General features: G+C 61.0%; 23 protein-coding genes. All 23 read left to right on the plus strand.

The window, feature by feature from the left end; translation table 11 throughout:
* Positions 1–3 precede the first annotated feature (3 nt).
* The 23 genes from WS49_RS25680 to WS49_RS25795 all read left to right on the plus strand — a co-directional run bounded on the left by WS49_RS25680 (position 4) and on the right by WS49_RS25795 (position 21,823).
* Positions 4–1,683 carry a PRTRC system ParB family protein gene (locus tag WS49_RS25680; protein WP_082725239.1) on the plus strand — a complete coding sequence of 560 codons (1,680 nt, stop codon included), beginning with the start codon at positions 4–6 and terminating at the stop codon, positions 1,681–1,683.
* A gap of 78 nt (positions 1,684–1,761) precedes the next feature.
* Positions 1,762–2,208 (plus strand): PRTRC system protein E, encoded by a 447-nt coding sequence (locus WS49_RS25685; RefSeq protein ID WP_059534586.1) that lies wholly within the window; start codon positions 1,762–1,764, stop codon positions 2,206–2,208.
* Positions 2,209–2,216: 8 nt separating this feature from the next.
* Positions 2,217–2,435: a PRTRC system protein C gene (locus tag WS49_RS25690; protein WP_059534588.1), complete on the plus strand. Its 219-nt coding sequence runs from the start codon at positions 2,217–2,219 to the stop codon at positions 2,433–2,435.
* Positions 2,436–2,534: 99 nt separating this feature from the next.
* Positions 2,535–3,674, plus strand: a complete 1,140-nt coding sequence (locus tag WS49_RS25700) for a PRTRC system protein F (protein WP_082725240.1) — start codon at positions 2,535–2,537, stop codon at positions 3,672–3,674.
* An 18-nt stretch (positions 3,675–3,692) separates the two neighbouring features.
* Positions 3,693–4,418 (plus strand): PRTRC system protein B, encoded by a 726-nt coding sequence (locus WS49_RS25705; RefSeq protein ID WP_059534777.1) that lies wholly within the window; start codon positions 3,693–3,695, stop codon positions 4,416–4,418.
* On the plus strand, positions 4,415–5,050 hold the full coding sequence (locus WS49_RS25710) for a PRTRC system protein A (RefSeq protein ID WP_059534593.1): 636 nt from the start codon (positions 4,415–4,417) through the stop codon (positions 5,048–5,050). Before WS49_RS25705 ends, WS49_RS25710 begins: the two co-directional genes overlap by 4 nt.
* On the plus strand, positions 5,050–5,877 hold the full coding sequence (locus WS49_RS25715; protein WP_059534595.1) for a PRTRC system ThiF family protein: 828 nt from the start codon (positions 5,050–5,052) through the stop codon (positions 5,875–5,877). Before WS49_RS25710 ends, WS49_RS25715 begins: the two co-directional genes overlap by 1 nt.
* 269 nt (positions 5,878–6,146) lie before the next feature.
* Positions 6,147–6,608 (plus strand): hypothetical protein, encoded by a 462-nt coding sequence (locus tag WS49_RS25720; protein ID WP_059534597.1) that lies wholly within the window; start codon positions 6,147–6,149, stop codon positions 6,606–6,608.
* Positions 6,609–6,694: 86 nt separating this feature from the next.
* Positions 6,695–7,087, plus strand: a complete 393-nt coding sequence (locus tag WS49_RS25725; protein WP_059534599.1) for a hypothetical protein — start codon at positions 6,695–6,697, stop codon at positions 7,085–7,087.
* 89 nt (positions 7,088–7,176) lie between these two features.
* Positions 7,177–7,569 (plus strand): hypothetical protein, encoded by a 393-nt coding sequence (locus WS49_RS25730; RefSeq protein ID WP_244139211.1) that lies wholly within the window; start codon positions 7,177–7,179, stop codon positions 7,567–7,569.
* A gap of 216 nt (positions 7,570–7,785) precedes the next feature.
* Positions 7,786–8,196, plus strand: coding sequence for a hypothetical protein (locus WS49_RS25735; RefSeq protein ID WP_059534601.1), 411 nt, complete (start codon positions 7,786–7,788; stop codon positions 8,194–8,196).
* A gap of 79 nt (positions 8,197–8,275) precedes the next feature.
* Entirely contained in the window at positions 8,276–9,796 is a 1,521-nt protein-coding gene (locus WS49_RS25740) for a hypothetical protein (protein ID WP_059534603.1), read from the plus strand.
* Positions 9,797–9,809: 13 nt separating this feature from the next.
* On the plus strand, positions 9,810–10,274 hold the full coding sequence (locus WS49_RS25745; protein WP_059534605.1) for a hypothetical protein: 465 nt from the start codon (positions 9,810–9,812) through the stop codon (positions 10,272–10,274).
* A 291-nt stretch (positions 10,275–10,565) separates the two neighbouring features.
* Positions 10,566–12,887, plus strand: coding sequence for a hypothetical protein (locus WS49_RS25750; protein WP_059534607.1), 2,322 nt, complete (start codon positions 10,566–10,568; stop codon positions 12,885–12,887).
* Between the two features lie 573 nt (positions 12,888–13,460).
* Positions 13,461–13,712 carry a DUF3717 domain-containing protein gene (locus WS49_RS25755; protein WP_059534609.1) on the plus strand — a complete coding sequence of 84 codons (252 nt, stop codon included), beginning with the start codon at positions 13,461–13,463 and terminating at the stop codon, positions 13,710–13,712.
* Positions 13,713–13,830: 118 nt separating this feature from the next.
* Positions 13,831–14,856 (plus strand): ATP-binding protein, encoded by a 1,026-nt coding sequence (locus WS49_RS25760; RefSeq protein ID WP_059534611.1) that lies wholly within the window; start codon positions 13,831–13,833, stop codon positions 14,854–14,856.
* Positions 14,857–14,956: 100 nt separating this feature from the next.
* Positions 14,957–15,886, plus strand: coding sequence for a hypothetical protein (locus tag WS49_RS25765; protein WP_059534613.1), 930 nt, complete (start codon positions 14,957–14,959; stop codon positions 15,884–15,886).
* Between the two features lie 7 nt (positions 15,887–15,893).
* Positions 15,894–17,102, plus strand: coding sequence for a vWA domain-containing protein (locus tag WS49_RS25770; protein ID WP_059534615.1), 1,209 nt, complete (start codon positions 15,894–15,896; stop codon positions 17,100–17,102).
* 275 nt (positions 17,103–17,377) lie between these two features.
* Positions 17,378–18,424: a CpaF family protein gene (locus tag WS49_RS25775; protein ID WP_059534617.1), complete on the plus strand. Its 1,047-nt coding sequence runs from the start codon at positions 17,378–17,380 to the stop codon at positions 18,422–18,424.
* 17 nt (positions 18,425–18,441) lie between these two features.
* Entirely contained in the window at positions 18,442–18,822 is a 381-nt protein-coding gene (locus WS49_RS25780) for a TrbC/VirB2 family protein (RefSeq protein ID WP_059534619.1), read from the plus strand.
* Entirely contained in the window at positions 18,815–19,126 is a 312-nt protein-coding gene (locus WS49_RS25785; protein WP_082725241.1) for a VirB3 family type IV secretion system protein, read from the plus strand. The genes WS49_RS25780 and WS49_RS25785 overlap by 8 nt, the downstream gene beginning before the upstream one ends.
* The gene (locus WS49_RS25790) at positions 19,123–21,600 is read left to right on the plus strand and encodes a VirB4 family type IV secretion system protein (RefSeq protein ID WP_059534623.1); all 2,478 of its coding nucleotides are present in this window, start codon (positions 19,123–19,125) and stop codon (positions 21,598–21,600) included. The genes WS49_RS25785 and WS49_RS25790 overlap by 4 nt, the downstream gene beginning before the upstream one ends.
* 10 nt (positions 21,601–21,610) lie before the next feature.
* Positions 21,611–21,823 (plus strand): hypothetical protein, encoded by a 213-nt coding sequence (locus WS49_RS25795; RefSeq protein ID WP_059534625.1) that lies wholly within the window; start codon positions 21,611–21,613, stop codon positions 21,821–21,823.
* Positions 21,824–21,834 lie beyond the last annotated feature (11 nt).

A 21,834-nucleotide genomic window follows, 5' to 3' on the forward strand; every position in this document is an offset into this window, starting at 1 on the left:
GACATGCAACAAACCCCTCTGCAGCAACCTACTATCAAGCTCGGACGCATCAAGCTGGGCCGGAACCCTCGCACGTACTTCGATGACGCCAAGATGGCCGAAATGAAGGCGTCGATCTCGGCGCGCGGTGTTGATACGCCGGTTATCGTCCGTCCCCTCGACGACGGATTCTTCGAACTCATCGCCGGCGGCCGTCGGTACAAAGCCGCGCTCGAGACGCGCGGCGATGACTACGACATGCCGGTGAACGTCAAAGACGTGGATCCGGTTGAGGCGGAAGAAATCGCCTTCACCGAAAACATCCAGCGTGACGACATGTCTCCCGGTGACGAGGCAGTCGAGGCGGCGCGCCTTCTCGGCCGCTGTCAAGGGGATCGCGAAGAGGCTGCCAGGCGGATCGGCTGGAGCCTTCCCACGCTCAACAGCCGTCTCGCGCTGCTGAACTGCAGTAACGAAGTCCTCATCGCCCTGAACACGCGCCAGATCCTTCTGGGTCACGCGGAGCTGCTTGCCGCGCTGTCCAAAGAAAATCAGGATCGCGTGCTTCCGGTGATCATCTCCGAGAAGAAGTCCGTGACCGACGTCCGAAAGCTCGTCGAGAGCGCGGCATGCTCTCTGGCCGCCGCGATCTTCGACAAGACCGATTGCGCGGCGTGCCCGCACAACTCGGCGATGCAATCCGAGATGTTCGGCGAGTCGATCGCGACCGGTAACTGCACGAATCGCCAGTGCTACAACGGGAAGACGGACACGCAGCTCGAGGTCACGGCCGCGGGTTTGCGCGACGAGTTCCCGACCGTGCGCATCGTGCGTGCTGGCGACAATCACACACGGGTTCAACTCGCAGTCGACGGGGTGAACGGCGTTGGCGCCGAGCAGGCGAAGGCGTGCCACGGCTGCCAGAACTACGGCGTCGCGGTCAGCGGGCTGCCGGATTCTCTCGGCAAGACGTTCCGCGGCCAGTGCTTCGACACTGTGTGCAATATGCGCAAGGTTGCGGACCGGATCACGGCTGAGAAAGCGGCGGCGAAAGCTGCGACCTCTGACGCCAAGGGTTCGTCCGTTCCGACTAAAGCAGCGGGCAAGAGTGCATCGAGCTCCGATGCCTCCGCGCCGGCAGCGGTAACCGTGGTCGCCGAATCCGACCGGGTGAAGCAATACCGTGAGGCGCTGTGGCGGAAGGCACTGCGGCGCGACGTCGGCAAAAATGCGGCGCTCGCTCGACAGTACCTGATCGCAATCGTCCTCGCGGGCTATGCGCGTCAGATCAAGGACGAAGTTTTCCGATCCGTCTCCGAAAAGGTGACGGACGAAAAGGCTCCTGCGGCCGATCTCCCGAAGGCTCTTCTTCTCGCTTGTACCACGTCGAATGAGCAGGCAGCGATGCTGGTCACCGGCATGTTTGTCGCAGCGATCGAAGGTCTCGACGTCACGTATCTCAAGCAACTCTGCAAGCACCACAACCTCGACCTGACGCAATACTGGAAGCTCGACAAAGAGTTTCTGGAACTTGTCACCAAGGCCGAGATGATGGTGATCGCGGATGAGCTCGGGCTGCGCACGGCGATGGGCGACAACTTCAAGAAAGTCTTCTCGAAGTCGAAGGCTGATGTCATCACGGCGTTGCTCGCCGTTGAGGGTTTCACCTATGAGGGCAAGCTTCTGAAGGTCCTCAAGTTCTAAGTAGCGGGCGGCTCATGATCGAGCCGCATCAACATTCTGCGCCGCCTCGTGCGGCGCATATTTTTTCTGGAGATTTAAATGTTTCAAGCACTCGAACCGCTGCTTCGTTCTGCGGAAAAGCTCGTCTTGTCGCTGACGATGGATGGCGAAAACATCGTCGTGTTTTTGACGCCGGCAGGTGGCAAGGACGCGATGCTGCGGCAGCCGTTGATCCTGAAAGCGACGGCCGCAGAGCTCGATGAGGGCTTCGCGGCGGCGATCAGCAGCTTTACCGCTGCGCATCAGTCACTCGGCGATCAGGTGGCGGCGACCAATGCGATCCTCGAGGCCCAGCAGCAGTCGCAGGCGACGAAGGCGCAGAAGGCATTGTCGAAAGCGTCGAAGCCTGCGGCCACGAATGCGGCCGTGGACGAAGACGCTGACGCGGATGAGGAAGCGGCCGGACTGGCCGCCGCCGCGCCCAGGGTGACGCCCCCGGCCGACGAGAAGCCGGCCGGCACGGATCTGTCGTCGTTGCTCCTGTGAGGTGAACCATGGCGATCAGCATTGCTGCACTGGTACGCGAGTTCACCTACAACGGTATGGCTCTCATGGACCCCGGACCGGCTTTCTCGGCGGACCAGGTGCGTGATCTGTACACCGCCCAGTATCCGGAGCTGACGACCGCCGCGGTCGACGGCCCCGAAATCAAGGGCGAGGTGGCGCACTACAAATTCGTTCGCGCAGCCGGTGCCAAGGGCGCCCATGCGTAAGGACGATCTGCTCAAAGCCTTGTCCGATCCGGACAACGGCTTCAACCAACAAGAACCGCCCGGATGGGCGGTTTTTTTTCACGACGACGAGGTTTCCAAATGCTGTTCGGTCCTCCGGGACTTGATTCACGTCTCGTTGACGTCGACGGCCCGCAGTGGGAATCGACGCGCGGTTCAATTGCCCGACGTGGATCTGCCCATGATTTTCTGACCCTGCCGACGCTTTCGGATCGCGTCCCCGTCGCTGGGATGTACCGGTGGCGCACCGAGATGGATCTAGCAGAAATGGTGAAAACGCACTTCGTCGACGGCCCGCTTCGCGCGGCCGACGTCGAAAGTCCTTCCGGCGCGTTGGATGCTTTCAAGCAAGCCTTCATGGCGTGGTTGGGACGTATCGGGATGGAGACGCGGAACATTTCCTACACGCCAGTGCTCCTGGATCGAGCGACGGTAGTGGAGATGGTCGAGTGCCGCTGCAATGGGGACGAGTCGAACCTGGAGTCCCCGCTGTATCTCGCGTTGGAAATGGTGGACGAGGAGGTGTATTCGCTCGAGAAGTTCGCTCCGGCGGCCGAGCGGGTTCACCCCTTGTTGCTCCCCTCGGCGCTATCGGTTCTCGATCGCGTCTCGTACCGTACGGGGCTTATCCGGACGCCCGGATGGTTCCTGTGCCAGTTTGCTCGCTTTCACTGGGAGTACGAGGAATCAGCAACTGACGAGGAGGCGATCGAGTGGCTCCGAGAAATGTACGAGGACGACGAAGAGTCGATCGCTCGGCGTCTTCCCAGTGTCGTGCGTCCGCAGATCTATCCCGACTCCGTCCGGAAACCGGCGAAGGTGACTGGTCGGCGCTCGAAATCGAGTTATTTGTTTGAGCGCGAGTTGTTAGCGTTGCGTACATCGACTGACGGCGAAATGGCGAACGTCTGTACTGAGCTCGCCACATTGTCACGTCTTCTGCGCACCGCCGGCAAACGACATCTTCTCGGAGAGGGTGTCGATGGGCAGCCGATCTATGCGTTGGCCGCGGTCGTCATCGACGAGAACGCTCTCATCGGTGAGCTTCTCGACGATCACTACAACTACGCCCACCAGGGTAGCGAAGAAACCTACTACAGCACCTTCATCCCTTTTTCCACGCGCAGCGACGCCATCGCGGAGCAGTACCGCGATCTTGCACTCGGTTTCCGAATGCTGAAGCACGTCGATCGCCTTTTGCAGGCGTTGCGCTCTATCTGAATGAGTCAAGGAATCCATATGTCTGAACTTGCTGCAGCAGAGGTAAAGCGAGCCGTTAAGCTCGCTTCCGCCATCCTTTTTTACGCGGGTCAATCGGGCAATCAGTTCGCCACCGTCCATGAAATCACTCACGATCGCGGCGGTCGGCCGCTGATTGGCGCAGGTCGACCAGTGAATCACAACGCGTTGCTCAATGCGCTGTTCCAGCTCGACCTGAACGCCGCCCCGAGGTCGGAGTTTCTGCCGTCGAACGTTCTCGGCACGTCCAGCACGGGTGTTACGTGGTGGAGTCCGCCGGCGATGCGCCGAGTGTTCTTCGACTGCAGTGAGTTGGGTGTTCGCTCGGCGGTTGTTCCGCATCCGGGGCTGGTGTTTCAAGCATCGGTTACGGGCTTTCGTGTGTTCTCCGTGAAGACTGCCGATCGGCCATCGGCCGACACGCCGCTGTTCGAGCCACCGTACTTCAACACGTGGGACGGCGGCGAGATCTGCATCGGCACTGCCAAGGTACCCACCCGCGTCGAGGTGAAGGCGATTGGCGGGTGGGAATCGGCCTTTTTTGAGTCGGCCTTCACCCATCCAAACCAAGGCTCCGCGCGGGTGAAATATAAGCGCGGCGTGTTCGCATTCTGGCGCGACATGCTGGATGGCAAGTTCGGCGAGGCGTTTCCGCTGAAGGTTCTGGTGCCGACGTCGCGTACGGCTGGGACGCTTGTGCGTGGTGGAAACGGAGGTGGTGTATGAATCCGATCGATACTGTGTTGCACCAGTCGTTCCCGGCCGTCATGGTGCCGTCGCGCGAAGTGGTCGAGCCGATGGCGCGGTTGGGAGAGCGTTTGCTGATCGGTGGGAACGGGGTGTTCCTTGAGGTCGTCCGGCCTTGGATTCGAACGGTGCGGCGCATCGCGATGTACCACGAGTTCACCCCGGTTCCATATGGGGAAGTCTCGGAGGTGACGGAGCTGCGCTGCGGGCCCGTGCCACCGGCGCTAATCGCTGAATTTCATGCGATGACGCGGGTGGCGTTTCCGAACGAGATCGGCGCCTGGATCGTCTGGAACCAGAAATCGTGCGGGTTCCGATTGATTCCGTTGCGTCCGTTGTCTCACGGGCCGTCACACCTCGAGTATGAGCGGCCGAGTCTCGCCGATGGGGAATCGCTGGTCGTCGACTGTCATTCGCATGGACAGTGGCCGGCTTACTTTTCGATCACCGACAACGACGACGACCGTTACGACGTGAAGTTTGCGTTTGTGCTGGGCAACTGCGATCGGCAACCATCGCGCGTGCTTCGGCTCTGCGTGAAAGGGATCTTCGAGAACTTGCCGGACGTACCGGAACCTTGGGCGGCAGCAATGGCCCGGGAGGTTGCGTGATGAGTCAGCCCATTCAGCATCGCATTCCCGAGGACATGGTGCGGGCGCCGTGGAAAGTAGTGGCTGTAGGCGCCGGCGGAACGGGAAGCGCCTTTCTTCCGAGCCTCGCGCGGCTACATCACGCGATGATCGAACTGGGCCATCCGGGCGGGATCGAATGCACAGTGTTCGACGACGATACGGTAAGCGAGACGAACGTCGGTCGGCAGGGGTTCTATCCGAACGACGTCGGCCAGCACAAAGCGCTTCTCATGGTGAATCGGCTCAACAACCTGATGGGCACGCGGTGGAAGGCGGAGCCGCGACGGGTTGATTCGCGGGTGCGGCTCGACGCTGACCTCGTGGTGGGTTGCGTGGATACGCGCCGGGCGCGTCATGCGATCGTCCAAGCGGCGAAGCGGGGTAAGGTGAGGTATTACCTCGACTGCGGCAATGAGACGGATCGCGGCCAGGTCATTCTTGGCGAGTTCGGCCGGGCCCGGCACGACAGATTGCCTCACGTGGGTGATCTGTTTCCGGACCTGCTGAACGCGCGAAACGACAAGGACGACGACACGCCTTCATGCTCGATGGCCGACGCTCTGCGCAAGCAGTCGCTGGTCATCAACCAGGCGATTTCGGTCCAGGCATTCAATCTGCTGTGGACGCTCTATCGGACGGGATCGCTGTCGTACTCTGCAGTGTTCGTGAACCTGGCAACAGGAAGAACGAACCCGGTGCCCATCGATCCGATGGCTTGGGCGCGCTTCGGGTATGACCCGCCAAAGCCGAAGAAGTCGCGGCCTAGCAAGGGCGTGGACCCGATGGACCCGCATATCCCGTGGTAGATTGCCAACACAACTTCAACCAGCGCCTCCCGAGTCATCGGGCGGGCGCTTTTTTTTCGTCCAGAAGAAAGCGTGGTGGTTTTCTCGACGATTCCGGCGGTTGATGGTGGCGCGCCGGCCTACACTGAACCTGTTTCTCGCGCGTCTGCGCATCGACCCCTTCGCATCGGCTCTGTCCGTGCGTATTTCTCTCACCGACCATGCGTCGGCTCCCCTGTCAGGGCAATTTCCCTGACGGGCGATTGCCCTCTTTTTTTGAGGCAATCGCCATGTTCAAGCTTCTCATCTCTGTTCTGCTCCTCGCTTCGTTGACCGCGTGCGCTTCGTACGACTTCGGTTCCCCCGACGTCTACCAGCGCTACGACGTTCAGCGCACGGGAGAAATCGAGGCGGCCACGGTCGTCAGTGTGCGCGGCGTCACGATCAGCAACGAGTCGGACCGTTCCGGTCTGGCATCGCTGTTGAGCGCGGGTGTCAGCGCATTTCTCGGTTCGCGCACGATCGGCGGCGGCAACGGCCGATACATCGCCGGCGCGCTCGCTGGCGCCGGTGCGGCCTACGTGTCGCAGCGCCTGTCGGAATCGCTCGCGCGTCACGCCGGCCTTGAGGTCGTCGTGCGCACGGTGTCCGGCCGCACGTTGGTGGTCGTTCAGTCCGACGAGCAGCGCTTCGCCCCTGGCGATCGCGTGATGCTCGTCAGCAGTTCTTCCGGTATGCGCATCACGCGCTGAGCCGTTCATTCGCCGGCAGCCGCCGGCTTCTTCCTGCATAGCGAGGTTCCCGTTTGGGGCCTCGCTTTTTTCATTTCGAGGGCAAGATGTTCAAGGTACCGAAAGTTCTGTACGCGGACCGTCGCGCGGGTGGCGTTGCGTCCGACGCTGCGCTGACCCACCATGCGACGCGGATGCTGCATCGTGTTGCGCGCGATCTGCGGTTGCGAGCAGGTGAGCACGAGGTGGTAGCCGAGCCGGCGAAGGCCGGCCGCGGCTGCCGCGTCACCCTGCGCACCAGTCGGATGATGCTCGAGGTTGCGGATTCGACATCGCGCCAGCATGTCGCGGTGTCGTTTCGCACCCGGCGCGGTCACCGCGACCTGTCGGGCGGCGGTGACAACGTCGTGCCGCTCGCGCAGCTCGACACGGACGAGGGCTATCAGGCGTTGCTTGGTGGCCTGCAGCTCGTGGATGGTCTCGATGGCGACCGGCGATAGGGGGCGTGATGCAATTCGTCGACGTCTGCATCGAGTAACTCTCCGGGATCTCGATCATCGATCGCGGGTCCTACGACGCGGAACTCGGCATGGTCTATGTCTCGGCCCGTGTCCGTGCTTTCCTGGCGGTCGTGCATGAGAGTGAGTCGCCGCCGGTGATCACCGCTACCTGGGATGGGAATGAGGCAAAGCTCATTCAATCGACGGTCGACAGCTTTGCTGTCGTCTCGGTAGAGCCGCCGGCCGCCACGCCGCGGTCCCGGCTGGGGGCGCGACTTGTTCGAGCGTCCTGGTCCAAGGACCAGCGGCAGCAGTTCGGACGGTTCTGCCATACGCTGACGGTCTCGTCGATCGTCGGTGTGGTCGGCTACGTGCACGCCATCTCGGAGTTCTCGATCTGGGCGGCGATGAACGTTGCAGCACTGGTCGTAATCGGTGTGGTAACTTATGTCGTAGGCATGGATTCCATGAACGGAGAATGAATATGTACTTCGGTCCTGTTGCACTGCTTCTGACGCTGGTGTTCTGCGGCTACGGCATCGTCGCATGCGAACGCGGTCGTAAGGCGGAGCGCGACCAACGTCGTTCTCTGCGGCACCACACGCATTAAATCGAACTGACGGTCGCCCATCTGGGCGGCCGCCTGCCAATCAAGGGCTGCACCTTTCGGTGCGGCCCTTTTTATTTTCAGGGTTTCCATGTCTGAAGTACTGGAGCGGCCGGTATCGCGGTCGCAGGACGCGTTTGAACTCGAAGGTAAGACGGTCGAGGAGGTTGCTCGATACATCGAGGACTCACTTCGTGCTACGGAGCTCGAGCCGGAATGGGTGTTCGTTGCCAATCGGTCTATGTATGCAAACGAGGCCGTGTTTGGTCGAAAGCCATGGTCCAAATGGCCGGCCGCTGGCGAGAATAAGCGGCGTTGCTGCGTGTCGATCGAGCGGGGTCAGTCGGAAGGGTGGATCGTCCGTCTCGACACAGTTTGGCTCGGTGCAGCGTTGGGCGTCGGCCACTGGCGAACTCAACCGCTCATTCGCATCAAGACGCTGACGCGTTCCCATGGCTGGGCCGTTGCCGCGGTGGTATCGAACCTGCTCAACATCGACTGACGAGTCACCTTCAATTTTTCCCAATCCGGGGCAACTGCCCGGATGGGGTGGTTGCCCCTTTTCGCAAGGACAACCACTGATGTACACGATCAAAACTCCTGACGCCTCGATCCACGTCGACACCCTCGCACACGTATTCCACGTGTTTTTTCACGACGCAACGTTATCCGCCTACGAAACGACCGAGATTTCGCTCACGCGCGGTGGCGTCGAAATGCCGATCCTCCGCTACAACGGAATCTTGACCGTACGACAGCCTGGCACGGCCGAAGCGATCTTCACCTCGCTTTTCGAAGAAATCCGCAACCGCTGGTTTAGCCGGGACGGGCGGCAACTGCAACCTTGGCAAGTCACGCGCAAGCGCTGGGAGGTCTTCCAGTTCGTGTTCGAGCTGGCGACGAAGCCGGCATGGATGCTGTCCGGCGAGCAGATCGAGGCTGAAGTCGAGGCCGCGCGCGGCGCCGGTCGGCGCTTCCACCTGCCGGATGTCTGTGACCACGTTGCAAACGCGCTGTTCGGCTTCACGTCGCAAGGGCCGCGTCTCTCGCTCTCAGGCGGGGTAAACGGCCGGCACGAGGTTCATGTCGCCTATGCGCTGTTTCTGGATCACCCGATTCCTGATTCGGTGCTGGCGGACTATCGTGGCGACGCTAAGCGCTTCCAGTACGACCTGCGGTGGTTCCCCGTTCTCCTGGACGTGCCAGTTCTGCGCAACACGCTCCCGTACGACGTCATGCAGTCCGCGGTGGCGATCTACCGTCACGAGAAAAGGCAGATCGACGCCGAGCTCGGTGCCGGTATCGTCGCCGCGCTGCAGTCCGCGCCGGCCGGTATCTCCTACGTGGAGGTTGACGACCGGCTGTTCGCCGCAGGCCTCGTCGAAAAACCGGATCTTCCCGAACAGTACCAGCGTCCGGTGGACGTCGGCTTCGCGATGTCGCCCGTAGCCGAGCGCCTGCGTGATCTGATCGGGGACGCCGTCCTGAAAAAGTCGCTGGACAGGCTCGGAGCCGACCGACAGAAGGGGCGGATCTCGCTGCGGCAGTACAAACTGCAGGTCGAGATGGCGAAGCTGGAGCGAGGCCGCATGACGTTCGAAGGGGCCAACCGGTTTGCCGCCGATGTTGAGGCGCGTAACGTTGGCGCTTTGCTGTCAGTCCTGGACCACGCGGCCGGCTGGAACGACCAGAGCAAGCGTGTATTGCGCGAGCAATTCGGTGTTTCATTGCGCGGCCTGAACTCGACGCGCCGGCGGCGTGCGATCTTCGCGTTCTGCGGCTATGACGAGGCGGCACAAGCCGAGTGGGAGGCAAAGCAGGACGCCGCCCGCGCGCACCGTCGCGCCGAAGAGACCGCCAATGACGCGAAGGAACAGGCAGGCCTCGCCCGGTACCGCACGCACGACAACGTGCTGATCACGGGCGTCGAGCACGTTGACCAGGCGATCGCCGACGGCTACTCGGAGATCCGTAGCTTTCGCCATGGTGCGGCGACGCGATACGCGTTGGCGAAGCCGGGTTCGACTGAAGGGCGGACACTCCACGCGAAGAACGGCACGCTGGACTATGCGCGGTCGCGGCTCACTCAGCTGGCAGCTTGATCGAGGGGGGATTATGCGTTTCGATCGAACTATCCGTTACGAGGACTACATCTGGACGCGTCGCAAGGAACTGGCCTTCTTGAATCGGCACAAGCGCATTGCGAAGAAGCTCGAGCGTGACTGTCCCTTGTTCGCGGACCAGCTCGCGCCGGCACCTGAAACGGACGTCGATGCAGAGAGGGCGTTGCGCATAGAACGGGCCCGGAAGAGCGAGCAGCGGATGCGCGACCACGACGCGCGTGTCTGGCGCTCGGGGCGTGCCTCATATTTCGCGTGTTCCCCGGAGATGCGCGCCCGCATCATGGCCGAATGGCGAGTATGGCCGGGGCCGGCGAAACCGCAGTACTTCGTCTACGTGGTTGAGAAGCACAACGGTGTCGGCGAGGAGCGAACGCGACGGATGCGTGAGCGGGACGCCGAGGGCCTTGCGAAAGTACTTCCGATGTTGAGCGTCCAGGGCGAACTGCTTGGGACGTGAGGGGTGCTACACCATTCGTTATCGAACAACCGGCGCCACGTGCGCCGGTTTTTTTTCGTCGTCGCGTTCCAGGCTAAACACGGGTGGGACTGCCAGCGTACGGCCACTTTCGGATATTCACTGGCGCTGATAGGCGGGCATTTGAACCCATTGAGCGTCCGGATGGTTGATTACGGTTCTGAAAGAATTTCCGACTATTATCCATACGCGGTATATATGCCGCTGCCGGGGCAGAGGCCAAGAGCAGCAAACATCGCTGTTACATCCAACATTCAAGACGGGGACCCAATCATGCCTACGCCAGTAGAGGAACAAATCCGCGCGCAAATTGACCTGCTGTTGCAATTGAAGCTGGATGGCATGGATCCTGTCGACCGGGTAAATTTGGAAAACGATATACAACAGATCGAAGCGCAATATGCACTGGCGGTGGAAAAGGGGAAAAAGTCCGCCGGCTACAAGGACATCAGCGATTCCATCGCGAAGAATCTTCCGGCTCTTGTGAATGGCATTTACGCAGCCGACAAGGCGTTCAAAAAGGGTGACTATGTCTCGGGCTCCGCGGCGCTGATGAGCATCTGCGCGAGCGTCCTCCCGATATTGACTGCCGCGACAGCAACCAGTGGGCCTGTAGGCGTATTTATCGGTGCACTGCTCTCGGTTGTGGCACAGATTCTCAGTTTCTTCGCGCCGCAACAACCCTCGCTCGAAAGCAAGATTCAGAAAATGCTGGATCAGCTCAAGACCGACGAGGAGATCGAGTCCATCAAGGGGTTCGGCCATGGCGTTAGCAGCTACGCATCGTCGTTGAGTTCGAAATGCAATGGCGAGCATAAGTGGGAGGCGGCTGTCGCGCTCCCCGGTAAAGTGTCCCTGACGCGAAATTCAAAGGATGTCGTTGGCACCGATACGAACTTCCGCACGACCACCGAGATCGGCCAGTGGCTCACGTTCGATTGCGATACGCCGCCCAGACCCTACAAGATCGAGAAAATTGACAGCGATACGAGTTTGACCCTGGCAATGGAATACACGGAGACATCGCGGTCGGGTAGCACGTGCAAGTACCATCTCCGGAAGACAGTAAAAAAAAGCATCAATGAAATTCTCGACATGCCCCTCACGAACGAAGACGAAGCGGACGCATTCTTGATGGCGTTGAAGGGGCTCGGTTGGGGGCTTGGGAGGGATCAGGAGAAGCTCGACACTCCGATTTTCTCGAACTGGAAAGTGGCGGGATATCTTGAGAAGGAGTCGAACCAGAGCAAGGATGGATGGCCCGAAGTGCTCGGCCTCTGGTGCCAGACCTATATCCAGTTGCTGACGGCAAATACAATGCTCTTTTGCGTGCCCAGCCGAAGAAAACTGGAAGCGGTGTTGGCGGCAACCAAGGAGTCGAACAAGACAAGTCCCCTTTCCGATCGCGTCAGAGCCCGGTGCCATGACGCTGTGCTCGATCTTGGGGCGATAGTGAACGCATTTCCCGAGTCGTGGGATGCGGATAGAAAGGAAATGCTTAGGATTGTGACGGCCGTACGGCCTGTTGCGCGTGAGCGTGGACTCTATGTGCACGTTGGACATTGGATGGAAGATCTCGTGCTGTACGTCGCCCGGGGCAACGGCAAAGCCGCCCCCCTCGCGTGGGACTATAAAAGAAACACAGGTTGGCTTGTTAGCCTCTCCATCCATACCCCCAAGACCCAAGTTGACTCGTTCACTCCCAAATATGAACTTCTGGCGGTCGAGAAATATCCGTCCCGCGTTTCGCACTTTCTTCTCGATTCTGTTAGTGGCAACCTGTCCGACACCGGCCCCGTGATCGGCGACGATCTCCGGGATGGGAGGAACCCGGAGACGTACCTCGACGTCAGCGGACTTGCGTTCAACGATGGCGCATTCGGTGTTGAAGGCAGCACGCACCCCAAGACGCTCGTTTCGCTTGCGATCGAGAACAGGGAGATGAACGATGCTCGCTATGTGAATTACTACCCGATCGGGAAAGACGGGAAGAGCACCCGGCTGAACATCCAGCTTAATCGGGCCGACCTGGCGGAAATTCGCTCCGTGTATGTTCCTGCGAGTGCTCTATCGGATGACCCGGACGGCGACGCCCTGACCGGTCACAGCCAGCGCAAACAGAACTCGGTGCTCACATATGGCGGGGTCCGCAACAGCAATCGGTTGTATGTGGCGGAACAGGCTGAGCCGTTCACCGTGGAAGGCCCAGAAGGCTGGAAGAGCTACAACGGAATCGACGTCGATGCACACTATGTCTGGCTGTTCGGAAAGAGCGGTATTGCGTGCGCAACGCACGCCTCGATGCTCAAATGCAGGAGAGGCAAGATTGCGCATCCTTCATGGATCTATCTCGATTTCGACAAGCAGTTCAAGCGGCCCGAGGTCGCCAACTTATGCCCGTGTGTGGACGGGACGCTGATTGTGAGCATGCTGAGCGATATCTACACGGCCGACTACACGATCGATCGCAAGGCGTCGCGGGTTGTCACTAGTTCGTGGGTGAAACGAGGCGGCAAAGCAACCCAGGTCGTGAAGATGCCGATTCCTTGCTGGTCGATACTTGAGAGTTTGCATGCACGCTTGCTCGACAAGTAGCTGTCGCGGAATCCAGGGCTCATTGTCATGCGATGACGAGCCAAACTAAGGCTGCGAATTGAAACGCACACGGTCCTGCGTGACCGTGTGCACGTTTTGAGGCAACCATCAGGTGAACCAAAACCGGGAATGCTTCCATTGGTTCCGACTCGCCCCTCGGGCGTATAGGTGTTTCACTAATCCTCGCATGCAATCAAGAGAGGGCACCGGCGGATGGCGCCGCTCGGGCGACCGCTCAACCGACCCTCGAGACGGCGGCCGGTTCGAATATCGGGAGGACCGCTGTACCGCTCAACGCGGTCACATGCATATCGCCGAGTCCTACGTGTGATGAGGGTGATCGGGCGCGTGCCGAAATCCAAGAAGGCCCCTCTCGTCATTCGGGACGTGATCGTTTGAAAGCCGCGCGAATTTCTCGATCTTTCCGGTCGGCCCGCATGACGGCGGCTCCTACACTGGCTTTACTCACCGCGTCACCGACGCATCGAATCCGCCACAATGCGGCCATTTCCAGCCCCAGGGAATCTCGTCCTGCCGGGCGTCATTCACGGGGCGACACTTCCGAGGTCACCCGTGAACCAATCTGGAACTTCCAATCCATTGCCACCTGATGCCGTGTCGATCGTCGAGATCGAGGTGGCAATCAACGTGTGGCGCAACCGCTCGCCGGCGCCGACCGGGCTCGACGAGCTGATCGTTCTCTGTGCCAAGGCCCGGGTTCTCGCCGACGTCTACGGCGTCATGATCGTGACCCGCGCCACGAGCGTTCCGCGATCATCGCTGACGGCGAAGCAGGCCGCAGCGCTCATCGGCGCTCGTTCGTAGGCATCAACTCGCGTCTCAGGACGCGTCGAATCGCCGCATCGCGGCATCTTCAATCGCCCCGCAGGGTCACGTCCCTGCCGGGCGCGATTCCCGTGGGGCTCTTTCATTCAAGGCCCCCATGAAACTCTCTCCCGCACGCCTCACCCAGCTGCTCGCCACCTACATCCCGAAGCGCCTTCCGGTGCTGATTACCGGCCGGCCTGGTATTGGCAAATCCGACATCGTCGAAGCTGCCACCGAGGAGGCGGAGCACGACCTGCTCATCAGTCACCCGGTTGTCGAAGATCCGACCGACTCGAAGGGTTTGCCGTTTCCGTCGGCCGACGGCACGCATGCCCGATTCTTGCCGTTTGGCGACCTCGAGCGGGCGCTGTCGGCGGCGCGTCCACTGGTCTGGTTCTTCGACGATCTCGGGCAGGCTTCGCCGGCGGTGCAGGCGGCCAAGATGCAGCTGCTGCTCGCGCGGCGCATCGGTGAGCACCAGTTACCCGACTGCGTCACGTTCGTCGCGGCAACGAATCGCCGCAGCGACAACGCGGGCGTCACCGGGATCCTCGATCCGCTGATCTCGCGTTTTGCAGCGGTCGTCGAACTCGAAGCCACGGTCGACGACTGGACGGCTTGGGCGGTTCGGGAGAACGTTCCGCCGGAGCTGATCGCGTTCCTTCGCTTCCGACCGGACCTGCTATGGGAGGCGCGCAGTGGCCGCGACATCGTTGCGTCGGCAAGTCCCCGGAAGTGGGGATTTCTCGCGAAAACGATGCCGGCTGTCTCGGCTGATTTGCTGCCTGACGCAATTTGCGCGACGGTCGGCGAAGGTGCCGGTGCCGAGCTGATCAGCTTTCTTTCGATCTACCGCGCTCTGCCGTCGGTCGACGCGATCCTGTTGGACCCGAGTCGGGGCGTCATCCCGGACGAGCCGAGCATCCTGTACGCCCTCACTGCTGCGCTTTCGCACAAAGCGAGCGATGGCAACTTCGAGCGAGTTCTGCAGTATGCAGACCGGCTCGCCGATACGGGGAAACGCGAGTTCACGGCGGTGCTGGTCCGTGACTCGATCGCGCGCACGCCCGATCTGCAGAACCATCATGCGTTCATCCGTGCGCAGGGCGGTGAGATCGGCAAGATCATCCGCGGCGAATAGCCGCCTTCAAACCCTGTAGTGCCTTTCCCTGTTGCCACGGCCGATTCCGGTCCGTGGCTTTTTTTTCGTCTCGCCATTTTCTGTTTATCTGGAGCTATTCATGAACATTACCGATCTGCAATCCAAGGTCATGCTGTCGTCCGTCACGATTTCCACGTGGGTTGCCCGTCGCTATGACGGGAAGGTCACCGAAGAGGTCGAGAAAAGCCATCACGCGCGCGGCATCGGGCGCTTCAACAAGCGCCTGCTGCCGGAGTACGCGCCGAGCTACGCCGAAGTGGTGTCGATCGGCAATCGGATCCGCTCGCACTACTACAGCCGGACGCTGAAGTACGACCAGCTAGGCGTGCGGCTGCTGCCGACCATGGTCTATATGGAGCTGGCCGAGCGGTTGCGCGCGATGAAAGACGAGTTCGATCTCGCCGTGTCGATCTTCATGACGAACTACCTCGACCTGAAGGAGCAGGCTAGGGCGGAGATGAACACCCTGTACAACGAGGCGGACTACCCGAGTTTGGCCGAGCTGAAGGGCAAGTTCGGCGTCAAGCTGTCCGTGCTGCCATTCCCGGACGCCAGCCAGTTCGGCGTTGACTTGCCGAGCGATGTCCTGACGACGTTGCGCACGGAGATCGACGAGCACGCGATGGCATCGATCCAGACCGCGAATAACGACTTGGTCGGGCGGTTGTACGAGGCCGTTTCGACGATGGCGTCTCGCCTGTACGCGACCGGCAACGTCCGTCTCGACGTCGCGAACCATGTGCGCGAGTTGTGCGACTTGCTGCCGAAGCTGAACTTCAGCGACGACCCGAAGCTCGCGCGCATACTCACGGAGGCGAAGCAGCATCTCGCAGCGCACAACGGAGCGGATCTCAAGGAGTCGCGAGTGCTCCGGTCGCAGGTTGCCAGCAAGGCGACCGAGATCGAAGGCTTGATGGCTGCCTTCATGGGCGGCGCGCCGGCGGCGCCGCTGACTGACCAGATCCCGGTTCAGTCGGCGACGGGCCTGTCGTTCCTCGCCGCTGCATGAGGTCGTCATGGACTCACGCATCGCGAAGCAGCGCACGGCGCTGGTGCTCGACCATCCGTTCATCGGCGCCTTGGCGCTACGGCTCAAAGTCCGCGAGGACCTGAGCTGCAAGACGTTCTGGACGGACGGAGAGACGCTGGGCTACAACCCGACCTATGCCGAGCGCCTGAACGACCTGGAGGTCCGTGGCGTGCTCGCCCATGAGGTATGGCACGTCGCCGGCGGGCACTGTTGGCGACAAGGTGATCGCGACCCCGACGGCTGGAACGAGGCGTGCGATTACGTCGTCAATCTGATGGTGGAGGCTGCTGGGATGCAGCTTCCGTCGGGCGCGCTCGTTGATCACCGCTTCAAGGGGATGTCGGCCGAAGAGGTGTACGGTGTCCTCTCGCATGAGAAACGCCAAGTGGCGAAGCAGCCTGGTGGCAAGCAGGCAAGCGATCCGCCGTCGGGAGGTAAGGCGGGCACGCCGACAGGTTCGCCCGGCTCGCAGCCGCCGGGACCCTCCGACGACAAGGCGGGTGGCCCGGCAGCGTCGTGCGGTGAAGTCCGGCAGTATGCCGGGCCTGACAAGGCGGCGAAAGCGGCGGAGTGGAAGGTGGCCGTGCTGCAGGCGGCCAAGGCTGCGCAGGCCTGCGGCAAGCTCGGCGGCGGATTACAGGCCGCTGTCGAGCAATCCGTCGCCGCGGTCGTCGACTGGCGTTCGCTTCTGCATCGCTTTGCGCAGGACGCTGCGCCGACCGACTATACGTGGGCGCAGCCGAATCGTCGCTACGTGCACCTCGGGATGTATCTGCCGTCACTGAACGAGCCGGCGGTGGGCGACGCGGTGTTTGTGCGCGACGCCAGCGGCTCGGTCTGGGATGAAACGCAGGCGCAGTTCGCGGCCGAGATCCTGGCCGTTGCCGATGCGGTTCGCCCGCGTCGCTTGATCGTGATGGATTGCGACGAGCGCGTAACGCAGGTTCAGGTGTTCGAGCGGGGCGACCCGGTCGAGCTGGCGCCGCTGAAAGGTGGTGGCGGTACCTCGTTCATCGATCCGTTTCGACGGATCAAGAGCGAGGGTATGGACCCCGCGTTTCTCGTGTACTTGACTGATATGGTCGGTACGTTTCCGTCCGAAGAGCCGGCTTACCCAGTGCTTTGGGCGTCGACGACACCGCTCAAGCGCGCTCGGCGCGCCCCGTTCGGCGAGACAATCGAAGTTGTGTGCTGAGCGACTGCAATGGCTCGCTATTTCCTGAAACACGCCCGGTCCTTGTGACCGGGTTTTTTTTCGTCGGTTGCAAACGCATGCCACGAGTCGACAGGTCCGAGACGGGAGAAAGCTATACGTTTTTCTGGAGCATTTCGAGTTTGCCCACACAACCAGTTGCGTGGAAGTCGGCGCGCCGACGGCGTGGCCATGCGCTTCGTCGAGGCCGTGAAAGCTGTTCAAATTAGCCATTCTTTCGCGTGATCGGCGGATGTGCCAGCCTCAACAATAGCTGCATGTCTGAAATTGCCGAAAATCCCTTTCTGAAGGTCGCGCGACTCGAAGAGAACGCTGTGCAGCTGTTCTTCGAATCGCTGAAGCTCATCAAACCGTACCTCGATCACCAGAACGTCGCCGAAGTGATGATCAATTCGGCGAACAACATCTGGGTTGAGGAGCGGGGGGTGATGCGTCGCCTCGACGTCGAGTTCAATCCAGCGACGCTGATGGGTGCGATCCATTCGCTCGCAGCCTCGGTTGAGAAGTCGGCGCAAGCCGGCACGGCCCAGGGGATTATCAACGGCGGCCACAAGAACCTCCGGATCGCGACGGTGATGAAGCCGACGGCGATCGACGGAGACGCACTCGCGATTCGCCGGCACCGCGAGACCAATCTGTCGATCAAGGACTATGCGCGGATGGGCGCGTTCTCGCGGGTTCACGCGAAGCGAGATACCGACCGACCGATATTCCCACCGGACGTCGCTGACGAAGCGCTCGCCGAGGCATTCACCGCGATGGTCCAACAGCGCGCCAATGTTCTCGTCGCCGGCGGTACGTCGACCGGGAAGACAACGTTCCTGAATGCGTTGAACGCGCTGATTCCCCGGGAGGAGCGTGTCATCACGATCGAGGACACGATGGAATTGAAGGTCGACCTTCCGAACCGGGTTCGCCTGCTGTCGAACCCCGACAAGGGCGTCACGACCCAAGTTCTGGTGGCGCTCTGCCTGCGCTTTCGTCCCGATCGGATCATCGTCGGCGAAGTGCGCGGCGGGGAAGCGTACGACTTCATCCAGGCACTCAGCACCGGTCACGACGGCGGAATGGGTTCGATTCACTCGAACGATGCGCGCGGCGGCCTGAGCCGCCTCGAGAGTCTCGCGATGTTGGGCATCCCGCCCGGCAGCCGCTGGGAGCTCACCGACATGCGCAAGGCAATCGCCGACTGCTTCCATTACGTCGTCCACCTGCGCCGCTCTGGCGAGCTGCGCCATGTGTCGGAAGTGCTGGCGATCAAAGGGTTCAAAGACGGGGACTACGTCCTCGAACGCGTTTTTTAACCACACGGGGTTTGCCGATGAAGAAGCACATTCAAACGTTGTATTCGCTGGGCTCGAAAAAGGTGCTGGATACCAGCCAATACTTGTTCGGACGTGGCAACCGCCTCTCGACTCTGATCGCACTACTCCTGACGTTGGCCGCGCCGGCCGCGAAGGCGGTCGATCTCGGGGACCTTGGCAACGCGGCCAACTTCATCTGCCTGATCCAGGCCTACGTCAGTGGCCCGGTCCTGTTCGGCCTTGGCATCGTGCTGATCATCGTCGGTGCAGTGGCCATTGCGAACTCGGAAAGCAATATCGGGAAGATGATTTCGTCCGTGATCGTCGGCCTCGGTATCGCTTCCTGCGCGCTTCCGCTCGTGAAGAACCAGCTGAAGATCAACTACACCTGTGCGTGAACCGAAGAAAGTTAGCCGGTCGCTTTCGCTGCCGCGCCAAATGGGCGGCGCCGATCGCGGCCTCGCGATCGCGAACGGGACGCTAACGGCACTACTTTGCTACAGCAGCATGACGCCGATCTATCTAGTCGTCGGCATCGTGGTGCATTGGGTGCTTCGTTGGTTGTCATCGAACGATCCGTGGTGGAAAGACGTGCTGGTCGTCTACAACCGGTATCCCGATGTGCACGAGCCGCTGCCTACGGCACGGGTCGCGGTGCGATTCAAACGGCCATACGGCTTTGATCAGGAGCTCCCGCTGTGAGCGCGAACCCGAAGCGTCGGGCGATTCAGGAGATCGCCCCGTGGGCGACGATGGTGACCCCCGAAGTCATTCTCGACAAGGACGGGTCACTGTTGACGCTGTACACGTTCGAAGGAGTAGATGCGGATAGTCCGAACGCCGATGAAATCTCGGCGGCCCGCGACAACCTCGACCACGCGTGCAAGAACTTCGATCACCGGATCACCGCATGGTGGCGCATGTCGCATCGCCGTGTTCGGGGCGAGATCGGCGGACGCTTCGCGTCGGAGATGGATCAGCGCGTTGACGAGATCAACCAGAAGAGTGTGGGCAGCGGGAAGTACTTCCGCAACACCCACTCGCTCGCGCTTGCGTATACGCCCGAGACGGGGATCAACAAGCTCTTCGAGAAGATCGCGTATCACATCACGGTCGGTGGCAAGTCGGTTCCGATTGCATTGCTCGAGACCGTCAAGGATATGGTGTTCGCGCGAAGTGCATTCGTGTTCGACATGGAGCGCATTGCGTCGGACATCAAGCGCTTCGAAGGCATCCTGGACGCGTTCAAGGGTGGCGTCGCGCGCCTCAAGATGACGCGGCTCCAGCTGCAAAACGCGCTGGCATTCCTCCACCAGACCGCCAATCCGTCGGTTCCACCGCGGCGCGTACGCTACCCCGTGACGATGCTGGACACGCATCTGACGGAAAGCTTCGTGACATACGGTGCAGAACACATCATGTTCGAGTCCGCCTATGGGACACGGTACGCGAAGATCATCGCGGTGAAAGAGTGGATGGGCTTCCAGGAGGCCGCGCTCGACGTGCTCGCCGACGTCGACGCCGAGTTCGACGTGTGCGTCATGTTTCGATTCCTGTCGACCAGCAAGGCACAGGCGTACATCGAGAAAATGCGCGCGTTCTACAAGGTCGCAGCGTTTAGCCCGATGAAGATCTTGAAGAGCTTTTTCTCGAAGGACGAGAAGAAGGAGAACATGGAAAACGAGAAAGGGCGCGAGATCCTGGCCGAAGAGGCAGAAAACGCGCTCGCTCGCCTGATCGCGGACGGTCAGCAATACGGATTCGCGAACATCTCGGTAGTCGTTTACGGGGACACGATCGAAGAGTGCGACGACAACGCGCGCGAGATCGTCGGCCGAATCGGCAACGCTGGCTTCGGCGTGCTGGTCGAGAAGCGAAATCTCGCCGCAGCCTGGGCCTCGACGTTGCCCGGCCGGTGGGATCAGCAGAAGCGGTTGCAATTCGTCGAGACACCCGTGGTCTCGGACATTGCGCCGGTGCGTGGTGTCGCGGAAGGCAGTGACGTCAACCAATGGCTTACACAGCAGCTCGGACAGAAGGTCGGCCCGCTCACGCTGCTCCCGACTCGCCACCGGACGTTGCAGCGTATCACCTTGCACGATCCGAGCGGGAAGTCTCACACGCTGATCGTGGGCCCGATCGGCGCGGGCAAAACGATCTTTCTCAACTTTCTCGTTTCGCAAACCGGACGCTTCGCTCCGCGGCGCATCAAGTTCGACAAGAATCGCTCGACACGCATCCCTACCGTGTTCGCAGACGGCAAGTTCGTCGATGCAACCGGCAAGTTCGCGGCGGCGACGCAGGTCAATCCGCTTTCGCTGTTGGTTGACCCACGGCACTACACCTATGTGTCGGACTGGGTCCAGATGGCAATCGAGGGCGATGGCGAGGATTTCCGTTGCACCCCGCAGCAGCAGCGGACGATCTACGAACGCGTCGTCACGCTCGCGCAGGGCTATGGCCCGGAGTACTGGACGCTGTCGTTCCTGACCACGCTGTTGCCACTTGAGCTGCGCGAGCGCCTTCAGATCTGGACGAAAGGCGAGAAGAACGGTCGGTTCTTCGATCACGTCGGAGATGCGTTCTCGCTCTCTGACGACTTGGCGATCGAGATGGGCGAACTGTTCGAGAGCTATCCGGTCGCCGCCGCGCTGTTCATGGATTACGCCTTCTATCGCATCTCGCAATGGCTGGATGGCAAGCGCGTCACGATCATCGAGGTCGAGGAATGTGGTTTCTTCTTCCGGTACCCGCGCTTCTATGCGCGGCTGGAAATGTGGGCCGTCACGATTCGCGGGCTGAACGGCACGCTCGTCATGGCGACTCAGTCGCTGAGCCAACTCGAGCGAGTCCCGAACTTCGAGATCTTGAAGGAAAACATCCAGAACTTCTTCTTTCTGCCAAACCGCGATGCGCGCAACAACAAGCGTCTCTATCGCGACGTGTTCGGGCTGACCGATGACCAGATCGACATGATCAGCGAAGGTGTTCCCAACCGTGACTACCTATGGGTGACGCCGGATCACTCGCGCATGCTTCAGGCGAAGTTCCCGAAAGAAGCACTCGCGATCTTGCGCGCGGATGGCGCGGCTCAGCGCACGCTCGACAAGCATCTTGCGACCGGCTCGCCGACCTGGCGTGAAGACTATCTGCAGGAAATGGCCACCGTCGACTGACAGGAACCCGATGAAGCTCACCTCGACCTCTACCCAGCAGGCGCTGTACCGCGACATCTTCGACGTCACCGCGAACGAAATCGACAGGATCGCCATTGGGGCACCTGTACGCGTCCGTTTGCAGGCGAATCCGAGCGGTTCGGACGGCTCGTTATCGGAGCCGCGACAGGACGCATCCACGACGCCGTGCGCTGCTCGTACGGCAGTTCGAATCCTCGACTGAAGGGCCCCACG

The organism is Burkholderia sp. RF7-non_BP4 (assembly GCF_001521935.1).
In the GTDB taxonomy this organism is placed as follows: domain Bacteria; phylum Pseudomonadota; class Gammaproteobacteria; order Burkholderiales; family Burkholderiaceae; genus Burkholderia; species Burkholderia diffusa.

Excerpts from the sequence above, each read along its gene's own strand:
- WS49_RS25680 (WP_082725239.1), top strand. The coding sequence starts at position 4 with ATGCAACAAACCCCTCTGCAGCAACCTACTATCAAGCTCGGACGCATC.
- WS49_RS25685 (WP_059534586.1), top strand. The coding sequence starts at position 1,762 with ATGTTTCAAGCACTCGAACCGCTGCTTCGTTCTGCGGAAAAGCTCGTC.
- WS49_RS25690 (WP_059534588.1), top strand. The coding sequence starts at position 2,217 with ATGGCGATCAGCATTGCTGCACTGGTACGCGAGTTCACCTACAACGGT.
- WS49_RS25700 (WP_082725240.1), top strand. The coding sequence starts at position 2,535 with ATGCTGTTCGGTCCTCCGGGACTTGATTCACGTCTCGTTGACGTCGAC.
- WS49_RS25705 (WP_059534777.1), top strand. The coding sequence starts at position 3,693 with ATGTCTGAACTTGCTGCAGCAGAGGTAAAGCGAGCCGTTAAGCTCGCT.
- WS49_RS25710 (WP_059534593.1), top strand. The coding sequence starts at position 4,415 with ATGAATCCGATCGATACTGTGTTGCACCAGTCGTTCCCGGCCGTCATG.
- WS49_RS25715 (WP_059534595.1), top strand. The coding sequence starts at position 5,050 with ATGAGTCAGCCCATTCAGCATCGCATTCCCGAGGACATGGTGCGGGCG.
- WS49_RS25720 (WP_059534597.1), top strand. The coding sequence starts at position 6,147 with ATGTTCAAGCTTCTCATCTCTGTTCTGCTCCTCGCTTCGTTGACCGCG.
- WS49_RS25725 (WP_059534599.1), top strand. The coding sequence starts at position 6,695 with ATGTTCAAGGTACCGAAAGTTCTGTACGCGGACCGTCGCGCGGGTGGC.
- WS49_RS25730 (WP_244139211.1), top strand. The coding sequence starts at position 7,177 with ATGGTCTATGTCTCGGCCCGTGTCCGTGCTTTCCTGGCGGTCGTGCAT.
- WS49_RS25735 (WP_059534601.1), top strand. The coding sequence starts at position 7,786 with ATGTCTGAAGTACTGGAGCGGCCGGTATCGCGGTCGCAGGACGCGTTT.
- WS49_RS25740 (WP_059534603.1), top strand. The coding sequence starts at position 8,276 with ATGTACACGATCAAAACTCCTGACGCCTCGATCCACGTCGACACCCTC.
- WS49_RS25745 (WP_059534605.1), top strand. The coding sequence starts at position 9,810 with ATGCGTTTCGATCGAACTATCCGTTACGAGGACTACATCTGGACGCGT.
- WS49_RS25750 (WP_059534607.1), top strand. The coding sequence starts at position 10,566 with ATGCCTACGCCAGTAGAGGAACAAATCCGCGCGCAAATTGACCTGCTG.
- WS49_RS25760 (WP_059534611.1), top strand. The coding sequence starts at position 13,831 with ATGAAACTCTCTCCCGCACGCCTCACCCAGCTGCTCGCCACCTACATC.
- WS49_RS25765 (WP_059534613.1), top strand. The coding sequence starts at position 14,957 with ATGAACATTACCGATCTGCAATCCAAGGTCATGCTGTCGTCCGTCACG.
- WS49_RS25770 (WP_059534615.1), top strand. The coding sequence starts at position 15,894 with ATGGACTCACGCATCGCGAAGCAGCGCACGGCGCTGGTGCTCGACCAT.
- WS49_RS25775 (WP_059534617.1), top strand. The coding sequence starts at position 17,378 with ATGTCTGAAATTGCCGAAAATCCCTTTCTGAAGGTCGCGCGACTCGAA.
- WS49_RS25780 (WP_059534619.1), top strand. The coding sequence starts at position 18,442 with ATGAAGAAGCACATTCAAACGTTGTATTCGCTGGGCTCGAAAAAGGTG.
- WS49_RS25795 (WP_059534625.1), top strand. The coding sequence starts at position 21,611 with ATGAAGCTCACCTCGACCTCTACCCAGCAGGCGCTGTACCGCGACATC.